We start from the raw sequence: 24,091 nt of genomic DNA, 5'->3' as shown, positions 1-24,091 counted from the left end.
CAGATGTGCAAGCGCCCTCCGCTTTTGTTATGCCCATCCTCTAAAACGGGACGCTTCCGCTGTCTTACGAATTCCGATCATATAAGCTGCAAGTCGCATGTCAATGTTTCTTGTTGAAGATACGTTATAAACGTTATGGAATGCCTCAACCATTTTTTTAGTCATTTTTTCGCGAACTTCTTCTTCCGACCAATAGTAACCCATATTGTTTTGTACCCATTCAAAGTAAGAAACTGTTACGCCGCCTGCGCTTGCAAGAACGTCTGGTACAAGAAGGATTCCACGGTCAGTAAGAATTTTCGTAGCTTCAGATGTTGTCGGACCGTTTGCCGCTTCAACAACGATTGTAGCTTTAATATTATGAGCATTCTTTTCAGTAATTTGGTTTTCGATAGCTGCTGGAACAAGGATATCGCAATCCAATTCCAACAATTCGGTATTCGAGATTGTATTTTCAAAAAGAGTCGTTACTGTTCCGAAACTGTCGCGTCGGTCCAACAGATAATCGATATCCAATCCTTCTGGATCATGAAGTGCGCCATAAGCATCGGAAATTCCGATTACTTTTGCACCAGCATCATGTAGGAACTTCGATAAGAAGCTTCCCGCATTCCCGAATCCTTGGATAACAATACGTGCACCTTTCATATCAATTCCGCGCTTTTTAGCAGCTTCGTTGATAATAATTGTTACACCTTCTGCAGTTGCACGATCGCGTCCTTGTGAACCACCGAGAACAATCGGTTTACCAGTGATGAAACCTGGTGAGTTGAACTCGTCAATTCTGCTATATTCATCCATCATCCAAGCCATAATTTGAGCGTTTGTGAAAACGTCTGGCGCTGGAATATCCTTATTGGGTCCCATTACTTGGCTAAGTGCACGTACATATCCACGGCTTAAGCGTTCCAATTCACCCATGGACATTTCACGTGGGTCACAGATGATTCCACCTTTACCGCCGCCGTATGGAAGATCGACAATACCAGCTTTCAATGTCATCCACATAGATAGTGCACGCACTTCGTCCGCACTTACTGCAGGATGAAAACGAACTCCGCCTTTTGTTGGTCCTACAGCGTCATTGTGTTGACCACGGAATCCCGTGAACACTTTCACTTTTCCATCGTCCATACGGACTGGAATTCTAACCTCTACCATGCGAATAGGTTCTTTAAGAAGATCGTACATTCCTTCATCATAGCCTAATTTGTCTAATGCATCCTTGATGACAACTTGCGTAGACGTAAATAGATTCAGGTTTTCAGTCATTGTAAAAGTTCGCCTCTTTGATTCATAATGTATTCACCGCACATATTGTACCATAGACATAGTTACTTGTGTGTACAATTTGTTAACTTGCAAAAACTTTATTAATTTGTTCCAATGCCCAGTCAAGCTCTTCTTTTTTAATAATTAAAGGAGGAGCGAAACGGATTACAGTTTCATGTGTTTCTTTGCAAAGCAATCCCAATTCTTTTAATTTTTCACAGTAAGGACGAGCTTCTTCCGTTAATTCCACACCGATGAACAGACCGCGTCCACGCACATCTTTAATCGAAGGATTATTGATCTTTTTCAATTGGTCAATAAAGTATTCTCCAAGTTCAAGAGATTTGTCGGCAAGTTTTTCATCCTGAAGCACTTCCAAAGAAGCAATGGAAACGGCACATGCAATCGGGTTTCCACCGAAAGTCGAGCCATGGGATCCCGGATTGAAAACTCCTAAAATATCTTTATTCGCTACTACACAAGAGATTGGGAAAACCCCTCCACCAAGTGCTTTTCCAAGGATGTACATATCCGGCTCAATACCTTCCCACTCGCATGCAAACATTTTACCCGTTCTACAAAGGCCGGCTTGAATTTCGTCAGCAATGAAAAGAACGTTATGTTTTTTACATAGGTCGAACGCTGCCTTCATATACCCTGCAGGAGGAATAAGGATTCCGGCTTCCCCTTGGATTGGTTCAATGATGAAAGCTGCTGTGTTCGGAGTGATTGCTTCTTCCAATGATTTCAAATCACCGAAAGGAACCAATTGAATGCCTGGTAACATTGGGCCAAATCCTCGTTTATATTCAGCTTCAGATGAGAGGGAAATCGCAGTCATCGTCCGGCCATGGAAGTTGCCTTCACATCCTATGATTTCAGCTTTGTTTTCTTCAACGCCTTTTACATCATAAGCCCAGCGGCGAGCGGCTTTAATGGCAGTTTCAACTGCTTCCGCACCCGTGTTCATCGGCAACGTCATATCCTTGCCGGATAGTTTACAGATCATTTCATACCATGGGCCAAGTTGGTCATTGTGGAATGCGCGAGAAGTCAATGTAACTTTGTCGGCTTGATCCTTCAATGCCTTAATGATTTTAGGATGACGGTGTCCTTGGTTTACAGCGGAATACGCTGATAGCATATCCATGTATTTATTTCCCTCAGGATCCTTCACCCAAACCCCTTCAGCCTCAGAAATAACAATCGGCAGTGGATGATAGTTATTGGCCCCGAATTTATTTGTCTGTGAAATGATTTTCTCTGAAATCGACATATGGTTCCCCCCCATTTTTTATGTAGAACGGAAGCAGCCAAAGCCGTTACGAAGAACGGCTTTTGCGAGTAAAAGCGAAGCGTTAGGAGCATATATTTGCCCCTTCCGGGACGCTTCGGTCTTAACCGCTGCCTCCTATTTTAAATAAGATGATTAAAATGTCTCTGACGTTGTTTTACCTTGCATATGAAGTTGTAGGTAATCAGGACCGCCCGCTTTTGAATCCGTTCCTGACATATTGAATCCGCCGAATGGTTGGTAGCCTACGATAGCGCCTGTGCAACCACGGTTGAAATAGAAGTTTCCGACATGGAAGTCTTGACGCGCTTGTTCAATATGAGCGCGGTTATTCGTGATTACAGCACCAGTCAAACCATAATCCGTGTTGTTCGCAATTTCGATTGCTTCATCGAAATCTTTCGCTTTTGCAATCGCAACGAAAGGTCCGAAGATTTCTTCTTGCATGATTCGTGCTTTCGGATCTACGTCTACAAATACAGTTGGAGCGACAAAATACCCTTTCGAGCTGTCCCCTTCTCCACCAGCGATTAGACGACCTTCTTGTTTACCGATTTCAACATAGCTCATGATCTTATCGAATGAGTTTTGATCGATAACCGGCCCTGTAAAGTTGGATTGGTCAGCTGGATCGCCGTATGTCAATCCTTTAGTTAACTCTTCAACACGTGCAACGACTTGGTCATACACATCTTCATGGATGACAGCGCGTGAGCATGCCGAACACTTTTGTCCGCTAAAACCAAATGCGGATTTAACGATGGATTGTGCCGCCAATTCAAGATCTGCTTCATTATCAACTACAATCGTATCTTTACCGCCCATTTCAGCGATTACGCGTTTCAACCAGATTTGACCTTCATTTACTTTGGAAGCACGTTCGTAAATACGTGTTCCAACTTCTTTTGAACCAGTAAATGAAACAAAACGAGTTCTTGGATGATCAACTAAGAAGTCACCCACTTCAGCTCCTGAACCTGGGATGTAGTTAACAACTCCTGCAGGCATACCCGCTTCTTCAAGAACTTCCATGAATTTATACGCAATAACAGTAGTTGTAGATGCAGGTTTCAATAAAACTGTATTACCAGTTACCAATGCCGCAACTGTTGTACCCGCCATGATTGCAAGTGCAAAGTTCCAAGGAGAGATAACAACACCAACTCCCAATGGAATATAGTCGAAACGGTTGAATTCACCAGGACGGCTTTCTACTGGAATACCGTTTTTCAATTTCAACATTTGACGTCCGTAAAACTCAAGGAAATCGATTGCTTCAGCTGTATCAGCATCTGCTTCGTTCCATGGTTTACCTGCTTCCTTCGTCAAAAGTGCTGAGAACTCATGCTTGCGACGACGGATAATAGCAGCCGCTTTGAAAAGAACGTCAGCACGGAAATCAGGTGACACTTTTCTCCATGTTTCAAATGTTTTATCAGCTACGTTCATTGCCTTTTCGGCAAGCTCTCTGCTTGCTTTAGAAACCCTACCGATAACTTCCTCTTTGCAAGCAGGGTTTGTCGAAACGAGTTTATCCTCAGTCATAATACGCTCGCCGCCAATGATCAATGGATAATCTTGGCCAAGGTATCCTTCTACATGCTTCAATGCTGCAAGATATGCTTTTTTGTTTTCTTCGTTTGTGAAATCTGTAAATGGTTCGTGTTTGTATGGAATCATTTTACTCCTCCTCAATAATTAAGTAGCAAAATAAATTTGCATTAATTCTATGATTACACCTATAATAATGCAAGAGATCGTTGCATTTTTCAAGCTTTTTTACTCATTTCACGAAAAAATAGTAATGGACGGTGATAGGTATGAATAAAAACGAAAAAACTTTTTTTCCTTTATTCGAATTTGCGGTCAATCGGGCTGGCGTTGGAATCCATGCTATAGACAGAAATGGCCGAACCGTCATTTATAACGATAAAATGAAAGCAATAGAAGGCTTGGAACTTGAAGAAGTCGGTGATCGTTCAATTTTGGAATTATTCAATTTTGATCAAGAAGAGAGTACATTATTGAAAGTGCTTCAAAGTGGCCAAGAACAACTGAATGTCAAACAGACGTATTGGAATCGGAAAGGGACTGAAATTACAACTATCAATGATACCTATCCAGTATTTCATGAAGGTGAACTTATAGGTGCTGTGGAAATTGCGAGGGATATCACCGCCTTAGAGAAGTTTGTGCTTCATCCATTACGCAAAAATAGTGAACCAGCGACTTTCAGTCAGATCATTGCTACTTCAGATGAGATGAAAACCGTTATTTCAACGGCGAGGAAGGCCGCCGTTACAAATTTACCTGTTCTTCTTGTAGGAGAATCGGGAACCGGTAAAGATTTGATCGCCGAAAGCATCCATAATGAATCAACCAACTCTAACGGCCCATACTATACTTTTTTCGGTCACCAATCAGACGCCACAATAATCGACAGATTGGATGAGGACCTGAATATGTCAAAACCATTCACGTTATTCTGTGAGCGGATCGATTTATTATCCATTTCACTTCAACAGAAACTATTTTCATTCTTAAAGGATTCGGAGCGTCATGGGCGTCAATTTATAGCAAGTATTGGGGATGATCCTGTAGAGTTGATTGCGAAGGGGACTTTATTGAAGGAACTGTATTATTTCTTTGCTTCGTTTACGATCCGAATTACTCCTCTTCGGAAAAGGAAAATGGACATCCTTCCGTTCGTAAATTCGTATTTAGCGAGGCGGAAAGAACGGTACGGCACTTCCCTCGAAGGGATTACAACTGAAGTTGAACAGGTCTTTCTTCAATACGATTGGCCGGGGAATATGCGTGAATTGGAATTTTTACTTGATGAGGTCTCCTCACTTGCCACTATGGAATCGGTCATCACTTATGATATGCTACCTCTTCACTTCCGGTTGAAAAGCGATAGTTTAACTGAAACCTCGACACAAGCAACCGATTTTATCGTTCAGCCGGAGAAGGAATTAATGCCCTCGACCGGTATTTAAAAGAAGCCGAGGAGTATTATTTACTTAAAGCAATGAAGATACACGATGAAAATATAACTAAAACAGCTCAGGCTCTTGGGATGAGCAGACAAAATCTGCAATACCGTTTGAGGAAATTAAAAAATGGGAGATAGGCTAATTGCCTACTCCCATTTTTGCGGATATTACGTCTAAGCTTCAGGCGGCCCTCCGCTTTTGTTTTAATACCCAGATCGATCAATCCAGTCTTTCAGTTTGTCTTTAAGTGAATTGAAACCTTCTGAATCATGCTCTTTAACTTTGTCTTGTAACGATTTTCGGGGGCGTTCGGGTTTTTGGAAATTGCTTGGCGGTTCTTGAAGTGCACGGATCGATAAACTGATTTTACCGGCAGCCTGATCGACTTCCAGTATTTTGACTTCCACTTCGTCTCCTACAGTTAGATAATCATTGATATCCCGGACGAATCCGTATGTGATTTCCGAAATATGAACAAGACCCTGTGTCTTGTCATCAAGTGCGACGAATGCGCCATATGGCTGTATGCCCGTCACTTTGCCAGTCAACTCTTCCCCCACTTCATAATTTCTTCCCATTTGAAACAGCTCCCAATCATTTTGGTATCGAATCTGCCTATACGGCCATCCGCTATTATACCATAAATAGCCCTTTCACAGCAAAATTACCGGGCGGTTAATTGGAATATTTTCCTGTATCTTGACCCTATTTATTTATCTTCCTGCAACCTTTTTCTCAACTCATTTTCTAACGTGAAATATTGGTATTTATTTAGAGTAGAAGCAGCCCATCCAGAGTTCTCCATTTCCTCGATGATCTCTTTCATCAATTGAGCAGATGGCGAGTCATCCCCGTGCGCTGCAATACTTTTCCATACTTCCCTGTATTCCTCTTTGACAGAGTCTGTTGTATCGTAAATATCGAGGTACCCGCCCATTCCAATGATCATATACATAACTGAGGTATACGAATTAAAAACCATCGAATGAAACTCGTGGCCTTCCGCTTGAAACAACCCCTTTTCAAGCTGCAACAATAAATCAGCTTGCTCCTCAACTGTCCATTCATGGATATCAACCATATCAGCCATTAAAATGGAAATATAAATGCCTACGTCTGGATGCAAATTTTCTTGAAGGGTTTTGGAAAGATTCGAATTACCAATTGCCGGATATACATATATATAACCCGCCCGCGCCGGAGCGCTCGAATCACCCTTGAATACAATGCCCAACGCTTCCATGCCATTAAGCGTTTGCTGTAGTTCTTCAGGAAGATCTGATATATTCGCATTCAAGGTATCCCAATCAAATCCTCCCTCATCATTCCTTCCACTCTCGAGAATGGACATTTCATATTGTGTTCCTATATGCATATAGGATCTTAATAAAGAACTCATTTTAACGATATACTCATCTATAAACTCTTCACTTTTCTCATGATCATTAAATAGGGGATTTTCAGATAAATTCTTCACCATTTCAGAAGGTATCAAGAGCTCCTGCATCAGTATGTCAAATTCGATTTCCACGTGTCTTTTATCGAATTTGCCTGTGCTGTCAAACTGATCCTTCAAGTCAGCGATCAACCAGTCAAATTTCCTTCTTGTATTTTCACCATACTCCTCCGAATATACGTCTCTCCTAATCACTTCGTAAGTAGGTAGACCTGCCAATTTTTTATTCCGATCTAACTCTTCGCTGAAAGCATTTGTGGATTTTTCAATGAACTTTTCCAAGGATGACTGTTGGTACGCTTCACTTTTAGTTACTGTCATAACCAACAGCATCATAGCCAATATACTAACCCCAATTCCCCATAACAGCATGGGCCTTTTCCTTTTAGGTTTGTCCTCTGTCATTTTGTTTTCAAGGGAAGTTGATTCTATATTATTCGAGTAAAATATATTCATTTCATTATGCATTGCTGGGAGTCTTTGATAGGACAAATTCAAGAACTCAATTTTCTTTTCCAAGTTAGGTTCTGATAGATAATTAAATGCTTCATTGATGGCTAACTCCACTTGTTCGTCTGTCTTTCCTACGAAATCCACTATCTCAACAGTTGACTTCCCATGGAAATTAGACAGAATGAAAGGGATTCGAAGCTCTGATGGTATGCCTATAATTCGGCGGTGCAACTTGTTGTCTTCCTCGAACGGGAACAGCCCTACCTGTTGTTCATCCGACTGAATTTCGTTGAGCTTCTGTATTGCACTTTCAAAAAGATACTTTTCCTGTATCTGATCTGTTGTCAGTTCTCCAAGATTCCGATATAAGTCTTTAAAAACAGATTCAGCTACATATCCGGCTTCTTTTTGACTAACCCCATACTGAACTGCAAAAAGTTCAATCGGACGAATTTTTATGTTCATCCATTCCTTAAATGCCTCACTATCCCCAAGTATCACCTTATCTTTCAAGTTTTCCACCCCTCCCCCTACCTCCCTATGTCACTCATTTCTTAACGGACCAGATTTCTTCCACCTTCTCACCCAACAATATCGTAATATGGGATTCAATATCATAATTAGTTGATTTCCAATTGTTTTTTTCCAATTCTCCTACGACTTCTTGCATAACTTGCATAGACGGACTTGATTCATCCATTGATGCAAAAGACTTCCAACCCTCTCTGAACTCCTGTCTTACCGAATTATTTGCATCGTATATGCCGGGATATTGATAGATTCCTAAAATGCTATAGACTAACCAACTGTACCGGGAATATAAAACATCTTTTAAAGCATCATTTGCTGTTGTCTTCGGCAATTCCTTTTCAATATAATTAAGCGCGTCAATTTTTTCTTCCATCGTTCCACTACCATACATAACACCCAAACTTTCTCCAGAAAGCAAATAAACGTAAACATCCATATCCGGATGCAAGTTTTCATTAAGATTTTTTAAAGTCTCAGGTGTGCCAAACTGCGGGTAGATCAAAACTACATCCTCAATGCCGCCTAAGAAAAAGAATTGAGTTTCCATACCCTTAATCGCGTTTTGAAGTTCAATTGGATAATCGTCGATTTTCTCAAGAAACAGGTCTCTGTCAACCACTCCATCTGCATTCAGGTCAGCCGACATAATAATATCTTCATAATTATTGTATATGACTTCCATATAGGAGCTCGACAGCTGTTCCACTTTACTCGTAAGTTCTTTCATAAATTCATGGCTTTGATCACGATCTTCCGTCAATGGATTGTTTCTTAACTCCTCAATCATTACGGAAGGCAATCTTGATTCATCCAATAGCTTTTGATAATCCTGCTCGGCGGCCTTTTTATCGATTTTCCCCGCTTTTTCAAGTTGTTCATTCAGATTTCCAATTTGCCTAGCAAACGCTCTTTGGGGCTCGTCTCCAAATAGATCAAGAACATGGTACACGGTATCTTCCGCTGGTTTCTAAACCCCATTAAGGTGTATCGGTCGTCGATCTTTTGTTCAAAGGATGCTTTCAATTCCTCGATGAATTTTTCGGAAGTTGAGTATTGGTAGGCATCACTTCTTATGACTGAAATGAATAAAAGCCCTATGAGTACGGCAACACCTGTACCCCAAAGAAGAAATGGCTTTCTTTTAATTACCTTCGTTTTCGTTTCTACAACAGAGTTAGACGGGGGCTCTATACTTTTTGGTTTGTAGATGTTGTCTTCTATGTAGATAGGCAACAGACGATGATAGGATTTATTCAAGAACTCCAGTTTCTTTTCCAAGTTTGACTCATTTAATGAGTGATTTGCCTCTTTATCGAACGTTCGACTTGCTGCTCGGGTTGGTCCAGAATTGAAGCAATTTCCGGGATGGATTTATGGTGAAAGTTGAATAGGATAAGAGGTACCCTTAGTTCCGGCGACAAGTTGACTATATGGCTGTGCAATTCATTGTCTTCTTCAAAGGGGAATAAACCCTCTTTTGAATCATCAATCTGTAAGCCTTCTAACTCTATCAATGCGCTTTTGAATAAAGCATTTTCGTCTAACTGATCCTCAGTTAAATCTTCAAGGCTATGATACAAGGTCCTGAATACAGTTTCAGTCACTGCTCCTGCTTCTTTTAAAGTAACCCCAAAGGAAATCGAAAAACGCTCAATCGGCCGTATGTATACATCCATCCACTCTCTGAAAGCATCTTGATTCCCTTGTAAGATTCTATGTTTTAAGTCTTCCAATTCCATCCCTACTTCCATTCGCAAAATAAAACTCCCTTAAGTATACCAAATTGACAGAAAAAAGACTGCCGTAATTGGCAGTCTTTTTAGTCTCCATAGTTATTCAAAAGGATTGAACTTCACACGCCAGCCTTCTTCCGTCCAAAACATATGGAGTTTCATTTCTGAAGGAAGATTAGGGTATAACTCTGTATCGACTGTAAGCGTTGCAACACCTGGCCAGTTCCCATTTTCGTCTTGTTCCAGACCTTGGAACGAAGCTTTTACATACATTCCATCTTCATAAGGTGGGGATTGAGAATATTTTTCTGGATTTTCCAAGTAAGTTTCCTTCTCGACTATTTCCGACCCTTCTCCTTGGAAAAATAATTTGTATTGAACTTCATAGTTACCCCTACTTAACGCATAGAAATATGCACCGACCATATCCAATGCACCTATTCCGTTTAAATACTTCATATCGTAATTTGGATTGTTTATTGATCTGTGTGTATACTCCCCGGAGTTTAATAAATCCCTGAATCCAATTTCAGGGCTCATTTGATAGGACGGTAGGGTTTCCATAAACCCTGAGTACACTTCCCAAATGCCTTCTTCATTAAAAATCATTTGCACTTCCCTATCAGAGCCGGTAAAGGAAAGATGGCTACGAAATTTCAAACCCTCGCGATAGACAGTATTTTGATCAAACCTGACTTCTGTAGCGTTTCGGAAGTGGGAGAACCCTTTGCGCCAATTTTGCACATAGTCATCGAGTTCGATTTCTCCATAGTTACTATACATTACACTTTCACTATACAAATGATACATCGTTTCCGGATCATCCATTTCGTTTGCGTAATCGAAAATCCCTAACACGTGAATCGGCGATGCTCCTTTTAATACAGACTTGTCATATGATTTCTTAAAGTCCTCATACAATGCATAAACTTCATTCCAAAATGACTCATTCGGGAATTGAATCGTTTCACTCTTGAAATCAGGTCTTTCCCCATACATGTAATACTCCAATTGACCTTCACGAGCCAGGGTAATAGCATCTTTTAATGCATCGTACGAAAGTGAATTCCAGCTCTCAGATTCCCTCCAACCCGATGCCTCCATCTCTTTGACGATTGGTTGCATAACATAGGTTAGGGGACTCACATCACCAGTCGCCGCCATTCCGCGCCAAACATCCTGATAATCCGGAAGAAGAATACCATCTTCGTCGAAGATTTTCGTATATTCGCTGCCTTTCACCAAGTCATTGAAAATGGTGAGGTAATACGATTCCAATACAGGATATAAAGAGTGGTCCTGTTCCACATTTATGAGTGTTTGTTCCATCCTTCCTAACTTATATGCCATTTCATTAAGCGGATATTGAAGTATCGGGCCATACATATATGGCTCTTCAACCATCATTTGAATATAAGCGTCTGTATGATGATGCAAATTGAAAGCTAAATCAGAATAATAAAAATAGTAATTGTTATGCCGGGTCCTAATTTCCCCGGAATATTTCTCTGTATGCAGTCGAATCGACTGATCCCGCATTGTTCCGATAATATTTTGGAGTTGCTCTGGGAAACTTTTGGTGCTTAATAACATGATCTCGGCTTTATCGACATGTGGTCCTACTTCATATGCATCAATAGCTTCTTTATTCTCTTTTAGGATTTGATCATAGATTTCAATGAGCATCTGAATTTTTCTGCGATACTCACCCAAAAAGGTGATGCTTCCCTGTTCATCGTTATTAAGGCTGTTTGCTTTCAAATCCTTCAGCATTTCTGAAGGTAACTTCAATTCCTCTATTGCACGATTATAAGTCTCTTCAAGAGGTGTTTTTTCCGTTCCTTCGCTTACCATTTCAAGATAACTTTCGTTTTTCAATAAGTTAATCGTGCTATCTGCGAAGCTAGCATAATGCTTAAAGAAAACTTCATCCAACTTCACCATTTCCCGGCGTTTTTCACGTTCTTCTTCGTATTGCTTTAACAAACTCTCGATATATTCATCCGTAACCGGTGTTTGGATAACTTCCTCATCGGATTTCTGTTTCTGATCTAATACATATCCTGCTCCAATGATTCCTATAATGAATATGCTTGCGATGCCCATTGCCCAGATTGTGAGATGCTGCCTAAACCCGCCATTGGAGGATTTTTGCTTATTGGATTGCGGGACCTTCTCTTCATCAATCTTCTTGAAAACTTCATTCGGATCAAAAGAGGAAGGAACACGATCATATGACTTTTTCAAAAAATCCATTCGTTTTTCAAACTGATCATTGTCCATGCGGCACACCCCCATTCAAGCTCATTTCTTTTTTCAAGGCGTCTTTCGCTCTGAATATCCGGGTCTTTACTGTCGATAAGGTTAAATTCAATACGTCTGCAATTTGTTGGTAAGATAATTCTTGGAAATAAAATAGGATAAGAGGAATCCTGTATTTCTCATCAAGCCTGAGAATTGATTCATGCAATTCACGGTCTTCTTCAAAAAGGAGGACCTGATGCTCGGCCGATTGATTACCAGTCTGCTTCCCTTCCCTTTTTAACCGCTCCTCTTTCGCTGTTTCCCTTCCCTCTTTACGGTAATAATCCCGTGCTGTATTTAACGTGATTTTATATAACCAAGTCGTAAAACGTTGTTGATTGAACTGTGGCAGGAACCTGTAAAGTTTTATAAACACTTCCTGCGTAACATCCGGAATATCATCAATACGCACACCACATTGGTACGCGAATTTCGACAGTCCGATAATGTATATCCATCAATTGCGCAAATGCAGCCCGATCCCCATTTTGTGCGCTCGTTATCAAATCCGCCTCATCCATTTCTCACCCTCGCCCTCTATTCCCTTCTGATGATGATACGATAGGTACCTCTTAAATGTTTCAGATAAAAAAACCGAATCTACAAGTTCGTAGATTCGGCACTGTTCAGACGATGTATTTCGCCTCGTATTTTACGGCTAATAATTTATATGATATTTGCATGCATTTCTCAATCGGAATCCAAATTGCGTAGGAATGTTCATAAATATCGCGGATTCGTTTCGCAAGATCAGTAGGATGATCAAGCACTTCTAATTCCACTAGGACATTGGCTATCTCAAGCTCATACGCTTTTCTGCCAGCATTGAAAGGATCCCATTCTTCAAGTAGTGTGATTGCTTTTTTATTCATTTCAATTGTTTGCACGACAATTCACCTTATACTTATTTTTTTCTGTTGTTTCGTTTATGATAGCATAGTAATGTAAAAGAAAAAAGGAAATGAGGGTTTTTTTCATGAAAGAGTTTGAACAAGTGATTGATCGCAAACAAACACGATCCGTAAAATGGGGAAATATGGAGGCTGTTTATGGAGTAGAAGATGCTTCAGATATTTTACCTATGTGGATTGCCGATATGGATTTCAAGGCACCGAACCAGTTATCGCAGCGATGCAAGAGCGGTTGGATCACGGTGTTTTTGGTTACTCGTACATATGCAGCAAATGTAAAGATGCAGTACGATCCTGGCTATCTTCCCGCCATGGATGGGAAACAGAAAATGACTGGATGCTTTTCCATCACGGAGTAGTACCTGCAATTGCGACTGTGATTGAAACGTTTACGAAAGTAGGCGACAATATTTTAATCACTACACCGGTCTATCCGCCATTCTTCAATGTTCCAGGTCATCAAAGTCGGAATATCGTTGAATGCCAGCTGAGAGAGGATAATGGAAATTACTCAATCGACTTTGAAGCATTCGAGAAGAGCTTGCAGCAAGATGTAAAAGTGTTCATCTTATGTAATCCGCATAATCCTGCGGGTGTCATTTGGACTGAGGAAGAGTTGCGTACAATTCTTCGCCTATGTAAACAATATGACGTATTGATCCTTTCTGATGAAATCCATGCCGATATCGTTCTTCCTGGATTTAACCATATTCCGCTTGCAAAGCTTGCTGAAGAAGAAGGCGGCAAAGTCATCACTTGTGTAGCACCGACTAAAACGTTCAACTTGGCGGGTGTACAAGCTGCGATTATGATCACGAAGGAAGAAGAGTTAAGAAATGCATTGCAACAAAATGCATTTGCTCATGGACAAATGGAATTGAATGCATTTGCTGCATCCTCCCTGGTGTCCGCATACACAGAGTGTGAGCCATGGCTTGAGAACCTGCTTGAAATTATTTCTACTAATATGGATTATGTCATTGATACATTACCTGCGGCTGTTCCGGGGATTTCTATTCAAAAGCCACATTCCACTTACTTATTATGGATCGATTATCGTGGGACTGGGCTTTCTGAAGAAGAAATGATGGACAGGCTGTTGAATAAAGGAAGACTGGCACTTGAACCAGGCACGAAGTATGGTGAAGCAGGCCGTGGATTCCTACGCATGAACGTCGCTACTCCGCTTGCTATCGTTAAGGAAGGCGTTGAAAGATTTATTAAGGCAATGCAATAATACATGAAGACGGATCCCCTGTGGATTCCGTCTTTTTTTGTTTGAATGACGTCTTTCGAGCTCAAGCGGCACTTCGTTGAGCGTTAGAACAACTTTCTTGAGCGCCGAACCTCTTTCTTGAACGCCAAACCGCTTTCTTGAGCGCGAGAAACGATTTCTTGAGCGCCAAACCACATTCTTGAGCGCGAGAAATGATTTCTTGAGCGCGAAAGTTTCCAAGCACAATTAAAAAAGACATGATCCACATCGGATCATGCCTTCAAGAATTAAAGATTATCTTGTTGCTGTTCTTTTGCTTCGCGACGTTCGCGAAGGATGCGTTCTTCCAGTTCGCGTGTCTCCGCTTCCTGTTTTTTCGAGGTCCGTTTGATCCACATAAATGTGAATGCAAGAAGAATCATGAAAAAGACAAAGGAAATTGCTGCTGGAATATACTCGGATTTATCTTCTGGAAAGTAAAGGAACGGCATTAATATAACGTTCATTTACGTACACTTCCTTACTTATCTAATTATTCCCGGTCTAATTATTTCTGGATGATTTCGATTGATTCGATTGAAATTTCTTCAACAGGCTTGTCTCCGCGAGTTTCCGCATTGGCAATTTTGTCAACTACGTCCATACCTTCAATCACTTGGCCGAATACTGTATGTTTTTGGTCAAGATGAGGTGTACCACCATTTTTTTCATACGCTTCAGCAATTTCTTCTGGCCATCCGCCTTGTGTCAATTGAGCGGCTGACGCAGGTGGATTGGAAGCTTGTACGATAAAGAATTGGCTGCCGTTCGTATTTGGACCAGCATTAGCCATTGATAAAGCTCCTCTTAGATTGAAAAGGTCCATCGTGAATTCATCTTCGAATGAATTTCCGTAGATGCTTTCCCCGCCCATTCCTGTTCCAGTCGGGTCTCCACCTTGGATCATGAAATCTTTAATAACACGGTGGAAAATGATTCCGTCATAATAACCGTTTTCAGCGTGTGTCAAGAAATTCTCAACTGTTTTTGGTGCTTTTTCAGGGAATAGCTTAATCTTGATTGGACCCATAGTCGTATTCATAACGACAAGTGCTTCGTTTGCAGCAACTTCATTAGATAATTGTGGATACATAATTGTGTCCTCCTCTTGACCTTTATCGCTTTGATTACAAGCAACGAGCATGAGAGCCGAGAAGATTGTAAGCAAAGCAAGTGTGATCTTTTTCATTTTCATTCACCCTGAAACAGTTTACCATATCCATATTTTTTTTTCGATTGATAAGCACACCACTTCCTTCGTCACTCGAAATGTTCTATAATAGAAAATTATACAAGGAATCACATCCTTCTAAAGCGATCAAGCAATTGCCAGCATCACGGTATATAAAAGAAAGCAGGTTTCTTAGATGAATATTCAAAAACGAAATTTCATTATCATATGGCTTGCCAACTTTTTAGTTGCCGGTACGATGACAATGATCATGCCTTTCCTCTCTTTATACATAGAGACATTCGGGGATCATTCCGATGCCTATGTCCAAAAATGGGCCGGACTCATTTTTGGTGCAACGTTCATTACGGCATTAATCATGTCGCCGATTTGGGGTCGAATTGCAGATAAATATGGCTTTAAGCCGATATTGCTTATTAATGGATTCGGGATTGCCACGTCCGTATTCTTAATGGGATTTGTCGATTCAGTGGAAACATTCTTTCTTTTACGCCTCCTAAATGGTGTAGTTACAGGCTTCATCCCTACTTCACTTGCATTCGTATCTTCACAAACAGCAAGAGAAGAAGCTGGCAAGAAGTTAGGAACTTTGCAAATGGGAAGTGTGACAGGGACGTTATTCGGTCCGGTGTTAGGCGGATTGATGGCGGATGCATTCGGTTTTCAATATACATTCATCATTACATCATTTTCAGTTGCCGTAGCGGCGCTGATTGTCCTATTTGGAATTAAAGAGCAAAAGAAAGTAAAGAATACGCGAGTAATCCAATATTCCCGTAAAGCGATTTTAAGCGGACTTCTTCATCACCGATTGATGTTTAACGTCATGATTGTGACAGCATTGATCCAAATCGGGAACTTTAGCATTCAGCCACTTCTATCCCTTTACGTAGCTGGTTTAACGGATTCGAATGATGTTGCCTTCCTTGCTGGACTAACATTTAGTGCTGCGGGTGTTGGAAATCTCCTGTTCGCAAGGAAGTGGGGGAAGATGGGAGATGAAATTGGATATGAAAAAGTGCTTGGTGCACTCCTCCTCCTCTCTTTCATCTTCATTATTCCACAGGCGTTTGTCTCATCCATTTGGCAACTGATGATTTGCCGGCTATTATTTGGTATTGCAGTTGGGGGGATGATCCCAATTACCACTGCTTTAGTCAGACGTGAAGCCCCGATTGATATCCAAGGAGAAGTAATGGGTTACAATACAAGCTTCCGTTTCCTTGGCAATATCATTGGACCAATGTTTGGTGGGATTATTAGTGGTTACATCGGAATATCGTCCGTCTTCTTCCTTACAGGCGCGCTATTCTTAATAGGCTTTGGTTTCCTATACTATGCAATAAAAAAACCAGTCCAGGACTTCGAGGATTTTCTCGCAGATGAGGCAAAGAAAACGAATCTATAATATCAGCACATTTCCCAAGCGGAAATGTGCTATATTTTTTTATAGGGGGGATCTTATGAAACAATTCACTGGCTTCTTATTTATAATTGTACTGATTCCCCTACTATTGGGCATTCAGCAAGCCATTGCAAAAGAATGGGACAAATCACATCACTTGAAAGATAAAGTAAATGAATCGATTGAACTCACTGAACCCACCTTAAAAATGCCGATATCGATAACGGATCGGAATGGATTGGTCTTTGCGGAAGAGTATGTCGAATGGAGATATCCACTTGCGTTGAACCAGATACCTGACTTTTTAGTAGATTTATTTTTGGAAAGTGAAGATAAAGGCTTTTTTGAACATAGAGGCTATGACGTGGCTGCAATTGTAAGGGCTTTTGCGGTGAATACAGCTAATGACGACTTGCAACAAGGTGGTTCAACAATCACACAGCAACTTATTAGGATCAGATTCCTGACGACTGAAAAAACATATGAACGTAAATTCAAGGAATTACTTTATGCAGCAGAATTGGAAAAACAGTCGACGAAAGATGAAATTCTCGAAATGTATTTAAACGAAATGTTCTTTGGCAATCAAGTTTATGGAATCGGGGCCGCCGCCACTTATTATTTCAATCGCCCCCTCGATGAATTGAGTCAAGCAGAAATGGCATTCATCGCAGCGATTCCAAACAATCCATCCCGATATAACCCGATAGTGTATTTTGATAGAACAAAAAAGCGGCAAGAGCTTCTTTGTCACAGCTTGCTAAAAGCGGTGCAATAACAGAAAAAGAGGCGGAATTATGTAAGAGTGAGACCATTACGCTTGATTTGAAGGAAAAGCCAAATCGATTTTCAATGTATAGCTCTTATGTGCTTAACGAACTTGAGGAATTAGTCGGCAGATCAGAAGGTTTTTGGGAATCTATTGAACTTGCGGAGAGCCTCGAAGAAAAACAAGTGCAGATGAATGCTTTAAAAAAGCGTACCGCAGAAGTTGTTGCGAAAGGAGTCCGTATTGAAACGGCTCTTGATTCACAAAAACAAAAGCATAATGAAATTTCGCTTTCTTCCCTTCTGACAACGAAGGGAATACAAGCGGAGCGGTTGTGATCGATAATGAAACAAGAGAAATTGTAAGTATATATGGAGGGAAAGGATACCAGAAGGCCGATTTCAACCGAGCATTCCAAGCGGTGCGTCAACCAGGTTCCGCGATAAAACCATTGCTCGTCTATGCACCATTTCTTGAAAGTGGACCTTACAACGAACACACACAAATTGATAGCAGTAACCTTTGCATCGCTTCCTATTGTCCGAAAAATATTGGGGGCTTCAGATATGGTATGACAACGGTAAAAGAAGCATTCCGTTACAGCCATAACACAGCAGCTGTCAGGGTGTTCAGTACAGTCGGGATCGAAAATGCCTTCGCCTATTTAAAACCAATTGAATTTAACCATGTGAACGAGGCAGACCACACATATCCAGCAGCACTTGGCGGTTTTCAAAGAGGCGTGACTCCACTTGAGCTTGCTTCCGCCTATACAAGTTTCATCGATGGGACATACGAAAAGCCCCATGCCATAAGAAGGGTTGTAGATCGCGATGGAAACACTCTTTATACATGGGAGAATAAAGCAGAGAAAGTCTGGTCACCCTCAACCGTTTCCACAATCCGTAACCTATTGGAGGATGTTGTTTTAAACGGAACAGGTCAAGGCATCACCTACAGAAGCAACTACACAGGTGCCAAAACTGGAACAACCGACCACTATAAGGATTTATGGGTCGCAGGCATGAACGACCACTACACAACAGCCGTATGGATTGGCTACGACAAACCAGCCTCCATCCAACGCCTAAGCAACCAAAAAATCCATTTGAAGGCATTTAATGAGTTAATGAGAGAGTAATCAAAGGCCGTTCTATTTGAGCGGCTTTTCTACATAACAGGCAAACTCGCAAGAATCCCATTATATAATTTTAAAAGGATATAAATAATAACTGACAATAAAGTCCCCCACACAATTATCTCAAAAAACAACAAACCTACCGTACGCGAGAGGGTCATGAATTTACTAAGTTTAAAAACCATATATACAAAATAAACAAATGTCGTCAAAAGAAAGATGATCAAAAGCACCTGAATCGATTGAACTCCTGCCACCGAAGCGAGCGCACCAAAAAAATAAATTAAATTACCGCTTTTTGCTTCACTATACGACTCCCCCACTGCATCCTTTGAAAAAAACAGCATTGCCGTCTCATGAATCGTCTCCGCAATTAACTTCAACGCCGAGAAAATCATAAAAAAAGCAAGCGAATAAATGACAAGAAGAAATAACCTTAGCTGTGAATCGGTTAAAAACTCCCTCATCCCAGCATAAAGTCCAATTTCCCCAAAAAGTTTAATAGATGTACCAACCATAAAGACACCGAAAGTCAAACTGAAAAGGGTAATCGTCAAAAATGGCAAATACCCAAACAGGTATGGATTCCTCATTTGGCACCCCGAATGTAAATATTTTATCATTCCCTATAATATAGGAAGTGAAACCAAATTCGCAACAAAACTAGTTTGTTACCTATGCATTCCCTGTGATTTTACGTTATACTTTTAAACAATGTGTAGAATAATGATTCTTTTATTGGAAGGAGGATTTACTTGGAATTTGTATTTTTGATTTTCCTGCCGATCTTGGCGGCCTTATTTATCCCCACACTTTATAAAAGGATAAAAGGCATACATACTGGTTGGTTCGTACTTCTTGTACCTGTTCTGTTATTCGCTTACTATACAACGTTTATCAGAACCACAATGGAAGGTGGACATGCAGTTTCCGAAGTGCAATGGATTCCTTCCCTCGGCATCTCTTTTGTTTCTTATATCGATGGATTAAGCTTACTGTTTTCGTTGCTTATTACAGGGATCGGGGCATTGGTAGTCCTGTATTCCATCTTTTATCTCGATAAAAACAAAGAGAAGTTAGGGAACTTTTACGTCTATCTTCTACTGTTCATGAGCGCGATGTTAGGTGTTGTTCAATCGGATAATGTCATTTCGCTCTATCTATTTTGGGAATTGACATCCATTTCATCATTTTTACTTATTGGTTATTGGTTCACTCGTGACGGTTCACGGTTCGGCGCATTGAAATCGATGATGATAACTGTGTTCGGTGGGTTGATGATGCTTGGGGGATTCATCCTTCTTGGCATTATGGAGGAACGTTCTCCATCCGAGAGCTCATTGCAAGCTCATCCACATTTGTCGGACATGAGTTTTTCACTCTAGCACTTGTCCTCGTTTTACTTGGAGCGTTCACGAAATCTGCACAATTCCCGTTCTACATCTGGCTTCCGGACGCGATGGAAGCGCCTACACCAGTCAGCGCTTACTTGCACTCGGCCACGATGGTAAAAGCGGGACTTTATCTTGTAGCGCGTTTCACGCCGATTTTCGCTGCTTCTGAAGTTTGGATTTGGCTTGTGACGGGCATTGGATTGCTTACGTTGTTCTGGGGATCCATATTCGCTGTCAAGCAGACGGATTTAAAAGCTATTTTAGCCTTCTCCACTGTCAGTCAATTAGGGTTGATCATGTCACTGTTAGGTGCAGGGGCCATCACAATGCACACGAATGAAGACATCTTCACCTTTGCGATGTTTGCAGCAATCTTCCATTTGATCAACCATGCGACATTTAAAGGTAGTCTCTTCATGATTGCCGGTATCGTCGATCATGAAACTGGACAAGGGATATCCGGAAGCTTGGTGGGTTGATGAGCATTATGCCAGTAAGCTTTACCGTCGCTTTCATCGGCTCGATGTCAATGGCGGGTCTTCCACCATTTAACGGTTTCCTAAGTAAAGAAATGTTCTTACAATCCATGTTGGCAATCCGCCATTTTGAACTCTTCAATTTTGCGACTTGGGGAGTGATCTTCCCGGTTATCGCGTGGATTGCAAGTGTATTCACTTTCATTTACAGTTTCTATTTTGTATTTAAGACCTTCGCTGGAAAGAGGAAAGACGCACCGCTTCCACATGAGCCTCATGAAGCACCGGTTGGGATGCTTATCTCCCCTGTGATTCTTGCTACACTCGTTGTCGCTATCTTCTTCATTCCGAATGTTGTTGGGAAATGGCTTGTAAAACCGGCTGTTATGGCAATTCAGCCTTATCAATATTCCCATCCATCGGAAGTGGGCATTCATGTCTCCGCTTGGCACGGTTTTGCTTCGGTCGAGTTATGGATGACGGTTGGAATTATTATTATCGGTGGACTTCTCTTTTTATCTTTATCGAAATGGCAGAAGGTTTACGCTATCCAGCCTGAATACTTATCATTGAATTCACTATATGATGCATCAATGATCTTCAGCGAAAAAGGGATGAATCGACTGTCACGGTTCTATATGACTGGCCTCATCCGTACGTATTTTCTATATATTTTTGCGTTTATATCCGTTACGACAATAGCAGTCCTTTTTATTCAAGATGCATTTGTCGTTGACATGAACAGTTTTTCAAAGGTCAGTGCATATGGGGTAGTTAACGCCATCATCCTTTTACTCGCTGTCGTTTTCGTTTTACTTTCAAAAACAAGGCTCGGTGCAATCATTTCGCTTGGGGCTGTAGGCTATTCGGTCGCTCTGTTCTTCGTCATATTCAAAGCGCCTGATTTAGCACTTACACAATTGGTCATTGAAACAGTATCGGTTGCTTTGTTCCTTCTTGCGTTTCAGCATTTGCCAAAGCTTTCAGACCACGGTGAGAAGAAAAGCAATAAAGTAGTGAACGCGATTATCGCTCTTGGAATTGGTGTCACTGTAACATTGGTCGCATTGTCTTCCCACTCCAATAAGCTCGTTGCTTCGATATCACAGTATTATAAGGATACTGTCGCGACTGAAGCTGGAGGGGGCAATATCGTCAACGTTATTTTAGTGGATTACCGTGGTTTTGATACATTATTTGAAATTGCTGTTTTGGCAATTGCGGGGATCGGCGTCTTAGGCATGATTAAACTGCGACTTGCAAGAAAGGAGAATCCAGATGAAAACAAATGATGTCATTTTACAGACGACAACTAAAGTGGTGTTTTTCATCATCTTCTTGTTCTCCATTCATATCTTTTTTGCAGGTCATTACACTCCTGGCGGCGGCTTCGTCGGGGGCTTGCTGACGACGGGGGCAATCGTTCTCCTATTGCTTGCATTCGATTTGAAGACGGTACAAAAAGCATTGCCTTTCAATTTTACAATCATGACTGGAATCGGCTTGCTTTTAGCCCTTGGAACTGCGGCGGGGGCAATATTTTTCAATGTCCCGTTTTTCACGCATGCATTTGATTACTTCACCCTTCCTTTATTCGGTGAAACCTCCTTGCATACAGCGATGGTGTTTGACGCTGGAGTCTTTCTTGTCGTAGTTGGATCAGCGATCACAATCATCCAATCGATTGGAGGAGATTCGTAATGGAATTGTTAATGGCCATCTTAATCGGGGTACTGTTTACCGCTGCTGTTTATTTGATCCTATCAAGAAGTCTTTTGAAAATTGTCATCGGTACCGGGTTATTAAGCCATGGTGCCCATCTTCTTATTCTAACGATGGGTGGTCTCGGTGGAGTCTCCCCTCCAGTATTAGCCGATGGAGTTACAGATTTTGCTGATCCATTACCGCAAGCACTCATCTTGACGGCAATCGTTATCAGTTTTGGAGTGACGGCCTTCATTCTTGTTGTGGCTTATAGAGCTTATGCAGTCCTTAAAACTGGTGACCTGAATCATATGAAAGGAAATGACGAACATGATTAACCTACTATTATTCCCAATCATTATTCCTTTCCTTTTCGCGATTCTATTATTGTTTTTCAAAGAAAACGTAGGGATTCAACGAATTTTGACGGTAATCGGTGTCGTTCTTGGATTGATCTCATCATTCTATCTGATGTTAACCGTCAAGACTGAGGGTGTCCAAGCTATTACACTCGGAAGCTGGCCTGCACCATTCGGTATTTCAATGGTGTCCGATATGCTTTCAGCGTTACTTGTGACGACAACCCTATTAATTACACTATTTGTCGTATTATACAGCTTTACATCGATTGGAAAGGAACGGGAACGCTTCTTCTACTATCCAGGAATCCTATTCATGGTGACCGGTGTGAATGGTGCTTTTACAACAGGTGATATTTTTAATATGTTTGTCTTTTTCGAGGTGTTGCTCATTGCTTCATACCTTCTTATCGTCCTTGGTGGTGAGAAAAAGCAATTACGCGAATCTATCAAGTACATACTTGTTAACGTCGTTTCCTCTGCATTATTCGTAATTACAGTCGCTTATCTATACTCCGTCGTCGGAACGTTGAACATGGCGGATATTTCGGTGAAAATAACGGAAATCGGGCAACCGGGCATAGTAACCGTCATTGCAGTTCTTATGCTTATCGTCTTTGGAATAAAGGGATCGATTTTCCCTCTTTATTTCTGGCTTCCGGGTTCTTATGCAGCACCCCCTATTCCCGTGCTTGCCTTGTTCGGTGCTTTGCTTACGAAAGTCGGAGTATATGCTATTATGCGGACATACACTTTGTTTTTCACTCATAACACGGGCTTCACCCATGAAATTCTGATGGTTTTATCCATCCTTACAGTTATCGTCGGGTGCATCGGAGCACTCGCCTATTTCGACTTGAAACAGATCATCATATACAACATAGTGATTGCCGTAGGTGTTATTCTTTACGGAGCTGCCCAAATGAATGAAGCAGGTATTTCCGGAGCCATTTACTACCTCATTCATGACATGCTCATTAAAGGGGCTTTGTTCCTTTTGATAGGAATCATCATTTATGTAACAGGCACATCCAATTTGCGTAAAATGGGTGGATTGATGAAAACGCATGCTTCTTTAGGGTGGTTTTACTTGATTGCCGCATTTGGTTTAGCCGGCATCCCCCACTGAGTGGATTCATTGGTAAACTTTTAATTGTACAAGGTGCATTCCAAGCAGGAAACGTTTGGGGCAGTATCATCATTCTTGCTTCCAGCCTAATCGTGTTGCTATCTGTCATGAGGATTTTCATCTATGCGTTTTGGGGAAAGCCTGTGGAGTTGCCTCGAACCAATCAAAAGTCTTATGCACGAATGATGGTTCCTGCAATCGTATTAGTCCTGTCAATCTTCTATGGGGTAGGCACAGAATGGCTTGTCCCTTACATGACAGACGCTACAGACGTATTATTAAACCCATCCATCTATATTGATGCGGTCTTAAAGGAGTGA

The 24,091-nt window shown here is 41.2% G+C and carries 23 protein-coding genes and 2 pseudogenes; 11 read left to right on the top strand and 14 right to left on the bottom strand.

The window, feature by feature from the left end; genetic code table 11:
* Positions 1-27 precede the first annotated feature (27 nt).
* The 3 genes from QNH10_RS09955 to pruA form a co-directional block, all read right to left on the bottom strand.
* Positions 28-1,272: a Glu/Leu/Phe/Val family dehydrogenase gene (locus QNH10_RS09955; RefSeq protein WP_283734472.1), complete on the bottom strand. Its 1,245-nt coding sequence runs from the start codon at positions 1,270-1,272 to the stop codon at positions 28-30.
* Positions 1,273-1,354: 82 nt separating this feature from the next.
* Positions 1,355-2,548, bottom strand: a complete 1,194-nt coding sequence (locus tag QNH10_RS09950) for an ornithine--oxo-acid transaminase (protein WP_283734471.1) — start codon at positions 2,546-2,548, stop codon at positions 1,355-1,357.
* A 153-nt stretch (positions 2,549-2,701) separates the two neighbouring features.
* Entirely contained in the window at positions 2,702-4,246 is a 1,545-nt protein-coding gene (gene pruA / locus QNH10_RS09945) for an L-glutamate gamma-semialdehyde dehydrogenase (protein WP_283734470.1), read from the bottom strand.
* Positions 4,247-4,386: 140 nt separating this feature from the next.
* On the opposite strand from pruA, the gene QNH10_RS09940 reads away from it, so the two are divergent.
* Complete coding sequence (locus tag QNH10_RS09940; protein WP_347178031.1) at positions 4,387-5,565, top strand: AAA-type ATPase lid domain-containing protein; 1,179 nt, start codon at positions 4,387-4,389, stop codon at positions 5,563-5,565.
* Positions 5,566-5,597: 32 nt separating this feature from the next.
* Positions 5,598-5,699: a helix-turn-helix domain-containing protein gene (locus tag QNH10_RS21130; RefSeq protein ID WP_430541104.1), complete on the top strand. Its 102-nt coding sequence runs from the start codon at positions 5,598-5,600 to the stop codon at positions 5,697-5,699.
* A 66-nt stretch (positions 5,700-5,765) separates the two neighbouring features.
* Here QNH10_RS21130 and yugI read toward each other — a convergent pair whose 3' ends face one another.
* The 8 genes from yugI to QNH10_RS09900 all read right to left on the bottom strand — a co-directional run bounded on the left by yugI (position 5,766) and on the right by QNH10_RS09900 (position 12,926).
* Positions 5,766-6,140 carry a S1 domain-containing post-transcriptional regulator GSP13 gene (yugI, locus tag QNH10_RS09935; protein ID WP_283734469.1) on the bottom strand — a complete coding sequence of 125 codons (375 nt, stop codon included), beginning with the start codon at positions 6,138-6,140 and terminating at the stop codon, positions 5,766-5,768.
* A 131-nt stretch (positions 6,141-6,271) separates the two neighbouring features.
* The gene (locus QNH10_RS09930) at positions 6,272-7,993 is read right to left on the bottom strand and encodes a hypothetical protein (protein WP_283734468.1); all 1,722 of its coding nucleotides are present in this window, start codon (positions 7,991-7,993) and stop codon (positions 6,272-6,274) included.
* 25 nt (positions 7,994-8,018) lie between these two features.
* Positions 8,019-8,951 (bottom strand): hypothetical protein, encoded by a 933-nt coding sequence (locus QNH10_RS09925; protein ID WP_283734467.1) that lies wholly within the window; start codon positions 8,949-8,951, stop codon positions 8,019-8,021.
* Positions 8,882-9,280, bottom strand: a complete 399-nt coding sequence (locus QNH10_RS09920) for a hypothetical protein (RefSeq protein WP_283734466.1) — start codon at positions 9,278-9,280, stop codon at positions 8,882-8,884. Before QNH10_RS09920 ends, QNH10_RS09925 begins: the two co-directional genes overlap by 70 nt.
* Positions 9,281-9,291: 11 nt before the next feature.
* Positions 9,292-9,759, bottom strand: a complete 468-nt coding sequence (locus tag QNH10_RS09915) for an RNA polymerase sigma factor (RefSeq protein ID WP_283734465.1) — start codon at positions 9,757-9,759, stop codon at positions 9,292-9,294.
* Between the two features lie 75 nt (positions 9,760-9,834).
* On the bottom strand, positions 9,835-12,018 hold the full coding sequence (locus QNH10_RS09910) for a hypothetical protein (protein WP_283734464.1): 2,184 nt from the start codon (positions 12,016-12,018) through the stop codon (positions 9,835-9,837).
* Positions 12,008-12,451: an RNA polymerase sigma factor gene (locus QNH10_RS09905; protein ID WP_347178030.1), complete on the bottom strand. Its 444-nt coding sequence runs from the start codon at positions 12,449-12,451 to the stop codon at positions 12,008-12,010. The genes QNH10_RS09910 and QNH10_RS09905 overlap by 11 nt, the downstream gene beginning before the upstream one ends.
* Before the next feature lie 214 nt (positions 12,452-12,665).
* Complete coding sequence (locus QNH10_RS09900) at positions 12,666-12,926, bottom strand: DUF1871 family protein (RefSeq protein WP_283734463.1); 261 nt, start codon at positions 12,924-12,926, stop codon at positions 12,666-12,668.
* A gap of 139 nt (positions 12,927-13,065) precedes the next feature.
* Here QNH10_RS09900 and QNH10_RS09895 point away from each other — a divergent pair, with 139 nt between their 5' ends.
* Positions 13,066-14,187, top strand: a complete 1,122-nt coding sequence (locus QNH10_RS09895; protein WP_347178029.1) for a MalY/PatB family protein — start codon at positions 13,066-13,068, stop codon at positions 14,185-14,187.
* Positions 14,188-14,453: 266 nt separating this feature from the next.
* On the opposite strand, the gene QNH10_RS09890 is transcribed toward QNH10_RS09895, so the two are convergent.
* Together QNH10_RS09890 and QNH10_RS09885 are read right to left on the bottom strand one after the other, a co-directional pair.
* Positions 14,454-14,672: a hypothetical protein gene (locus QNH10_RS09890; RefSeq protein WP_283734462.1), complete on the bottom strand. Its 219-nt coding sequence runs from the start codon at positions 14,670-14,672 to the stop codon at positions 14,454-14,456.
* 41 nt (positions 14,673-14,713) lie between these two features.
* Positions 14,714-15,298, bottom strand: coding sequence for a peptidylprolyl isomerase (locus QNH10_RS09885; RefSeq protein WP_283734609.1), 585 nt, complete (start codon positions 15,296-15,298; stop codon positions 14,714-14,716).
* 274 nt (positions 15,299-15,572) lie between these two features.
* Between QNH10_RS09885 and QNH10_RS09880 the strand changes: the two genes are divergently transcribed.
* From QNH10_RS09880 to QNH10_RS09865, 4 genes are read left to right on the top strand one after another with little or no spacing between them, the layout of a single operon-like run.
* Positions 15,573-16,805, top strand: a complete 1,233-nt coding sequence (locus QNH10_RS09880) for an MFS transporter (protein ID WP_283734461.1) — start codon at positions 15,573-15,575, stop codon at positions 16,803-16,805.
* Positions 16,806-16,860: 55 nt separating this feature from the next.
* On the top strand, positions 16,861-17,580 hold the full coding sequence (locus tag QNH10_RS09875) for a transglycosylase domain-containing protein (RefSeq protein WP_283734460.1): 720 nt from the start codon (positions 16,861-16,863) through the stop codon (positions 17,578-17,580).
* A complete protein-coding gene (locus tag QNH10_RS09870; protein ID WP_283734459.1) occupies positions 17,550-17,909 on the top strand; it encodes a hypothetical protein in 360 nt (119 codons plus the stop codon). The genes QNH10_RS09875 and QNH10_RS09870 overlap by 31 nt, the downstream gene beginning before the upstream one ends.
* Entirely contained in the window at positions 17,906-18,712 is an 807-nt protein-coding gene (locus QNH10_RS09865; RefSeq protein WP_283734458.1) for a transglycosylase domain-containing protein, read from the top strand. Before QNH10_RS09870 ends, QNH10_RS09865 begins: the two co-directional genes overlap by 4 nt.
* Before the next feature lie 29 nt (positions 18,713-18,741).
* Here QNH10_RS09865 and QNH10_RS09860 read toward each other — a convergent pair whose 3' ends face one another.
* Entirely contained in the window at positions 18,742-19,302 is a 561-nt protein-coding gene (locus QNH10_RS09860) for a DUF5366 family protein (protein WP_283734457.1), read from the bottom strand.
* 162 nt (positions 19,303-19,464) lie between these two features.
* On the opposite strand from QNH10_RS09860, the pseudogene QNH10_RS09855 reads away from it, so the two are divergent.
* The 4 genes and pseudogenes from QNH10_RS09855 (at position 19,465) to QNH10_RS09840 (ending at position 24,091) form a co-directional block, all read left to right on the top strand.
* A pseudogene (locus tag QNH10_RS09855) lies at positions 19,465-21,871 on the top strand (Na+/H+ antiporter subunit A).
* A complete protein-coding gene (locus QNH10_RS09850; RefSeq protein ID WP_283734456.1) occupies positions 21,858-22,280 on the top strand; it encodes a Na(+)/H(+) antiporter subunit B in 423 nt (140 codons plus the stop codon). Before QNH10_RS09855 ends, QNH10_RS09850 begins: the two are co-directional and overlap by 14 nt.
* Positions 22,280-22,621, top strand: a complete 342-nt coding sequence (locus QNH10_RS09845; RefSeq protein ID WP_283734455.1) for a Na(+)/H(+) antiporter subunit C — start codon at positions 22,280-22,282, stop codon at positions 22,619-22,621. The genes QNH10_RS09850 and QNH10_RS09845 overlap by 1 nt, the downstream gene beginning before the upstream one ends.
* Positions 22,614-24,091 (top strand): annotated as a pseudogene (locus tag QNH10_RS09840) (Na+/H+ antiporter subunit D). The gene QNH10_RS09845 and the pseudogene QNH10_RS09840 overlap by 8 nt, the downstream one beginning before the upstream one ends.

The sequence above is a fragment of the Sporosarcina thermotolerans genome, assembly GCF_030067815.1.
In the GTDB taxonomy this organism is placed as follows: domain Bacteria; phylum Bacillota; class Bacilli; order Bacillales_A; family Planococcaceae; genus Sporosarcina; species Sporosarcina thermotolerans.
This window is presented reverse-complemented; position numbering and strand designations above follow the sequence as displayed.

Excerpts from the sequence above, each read along its gene's own strand:
- pruA (WP_283734470.1), bottom strand. The coding sequence starts at position 4,246 with ATGATTCCATACAAACACGAACCATTTACAGATTTCACAAACGAAGAA.
- QNH10_RS09880 (WP_283734461.1), top strand. The coding sequence starts at position 15,573 with ATGAATATTCAAAAACGAAATTTCATTATCATATGGCTTGCCAACTTT.
- QNH10_RS09850 (WP_283734456.1), top strand. The coding sequence starts at position 21,858 with ATGAAAACAAATGATGTCATTTTACAGACGACAACTAAAGTGGTGTTT.
- QNH10_RS09860 (WP_283734457.1), bottom strand. The coding sequence starts at position 19,302 with ATGAGGAATCCATACCTGTTTGGGTATTTGCCATTTTTGACGATTACC.
- QNH10_RS09940 (WP_347178031.1), top strand. The coding sequence starts at position 4,387 with ATGAATAAAAACGAAAAAACTTTTTTTCCTTTATTCGAATTTGCGGTC.
- yugI (WP_283734469.1), bottom strand. The coding sequence starts at position 6,140 with ATGGGAAGAAATTATGAAGTGGGGGAAGAGTTGACTGGCAAAGTGACG.
- QNH10_RS09910 (WP_283734464.1), bottom strand. The coding sequence starts at position 12,018 with ATGGACAATGATCAGTTTGAAAAACGAATGGATTTTTTGAAAAAGTCA.
- QNH10_RS21130 (WP_430541104.1), top strand. The coding sequence starts at position 5,598 with ATGAAGATACACGATGAAAATATAACTAAAACAGCTCAGGCTCTTGGG.
- QNH10_RS09955 (WP_283734472.1), bottom strand. The coding sequence starts at position 1,272 with ATGACTGAAAACCTGAATCTATTTACGTCTACGCAAGTTGTCATCAAG.
- QNH10_RS09875 (WP_283734460.1), top strand. The coding sequence starts at position 16,861 with ATGAAACAATTCACTGGCTTCTTATTTATAATTGTACTGATTCCCCTA.
- QNH10_RS09895 (WP_347178029.1), top strand. The coding sequence starts at position 13,066 with ATGGGGAAATATGGAGGCTGTTTATGGAGTAGAAGATGCTTCAGATAT.
- QNH10_RS09885 (WP_283734609.1), bottom strand. The coding sequence starts at position 15,298 with ATGTATCCACAATTATCTAATGAAGTTGCTGCAAACGAAGCACTTGTC.
- QNH10_RS09950 (WP_283734471.1), bottom strand. The coding sequence starts at position 2,548 with ATGTCGATTTCAGAGAAAATCATTTCACAGACAAATAAATTCGGGGCC.
- QNH10_RS09845 (WP_283734455.1), top strand. The coding sequence starts at position 22,280 with ATGGAATTGTTAATGGCCATCTTAATCGGGGTACTGTTTACCGCTGCT.
- QNH10_RS09890 (WP_283734462.1), bottom strand. The coding sequence starts at position 14,672 with ATGAACGTTATATTAATGCCGTTCCTTTACTTTCCAGAAGATAAATCC.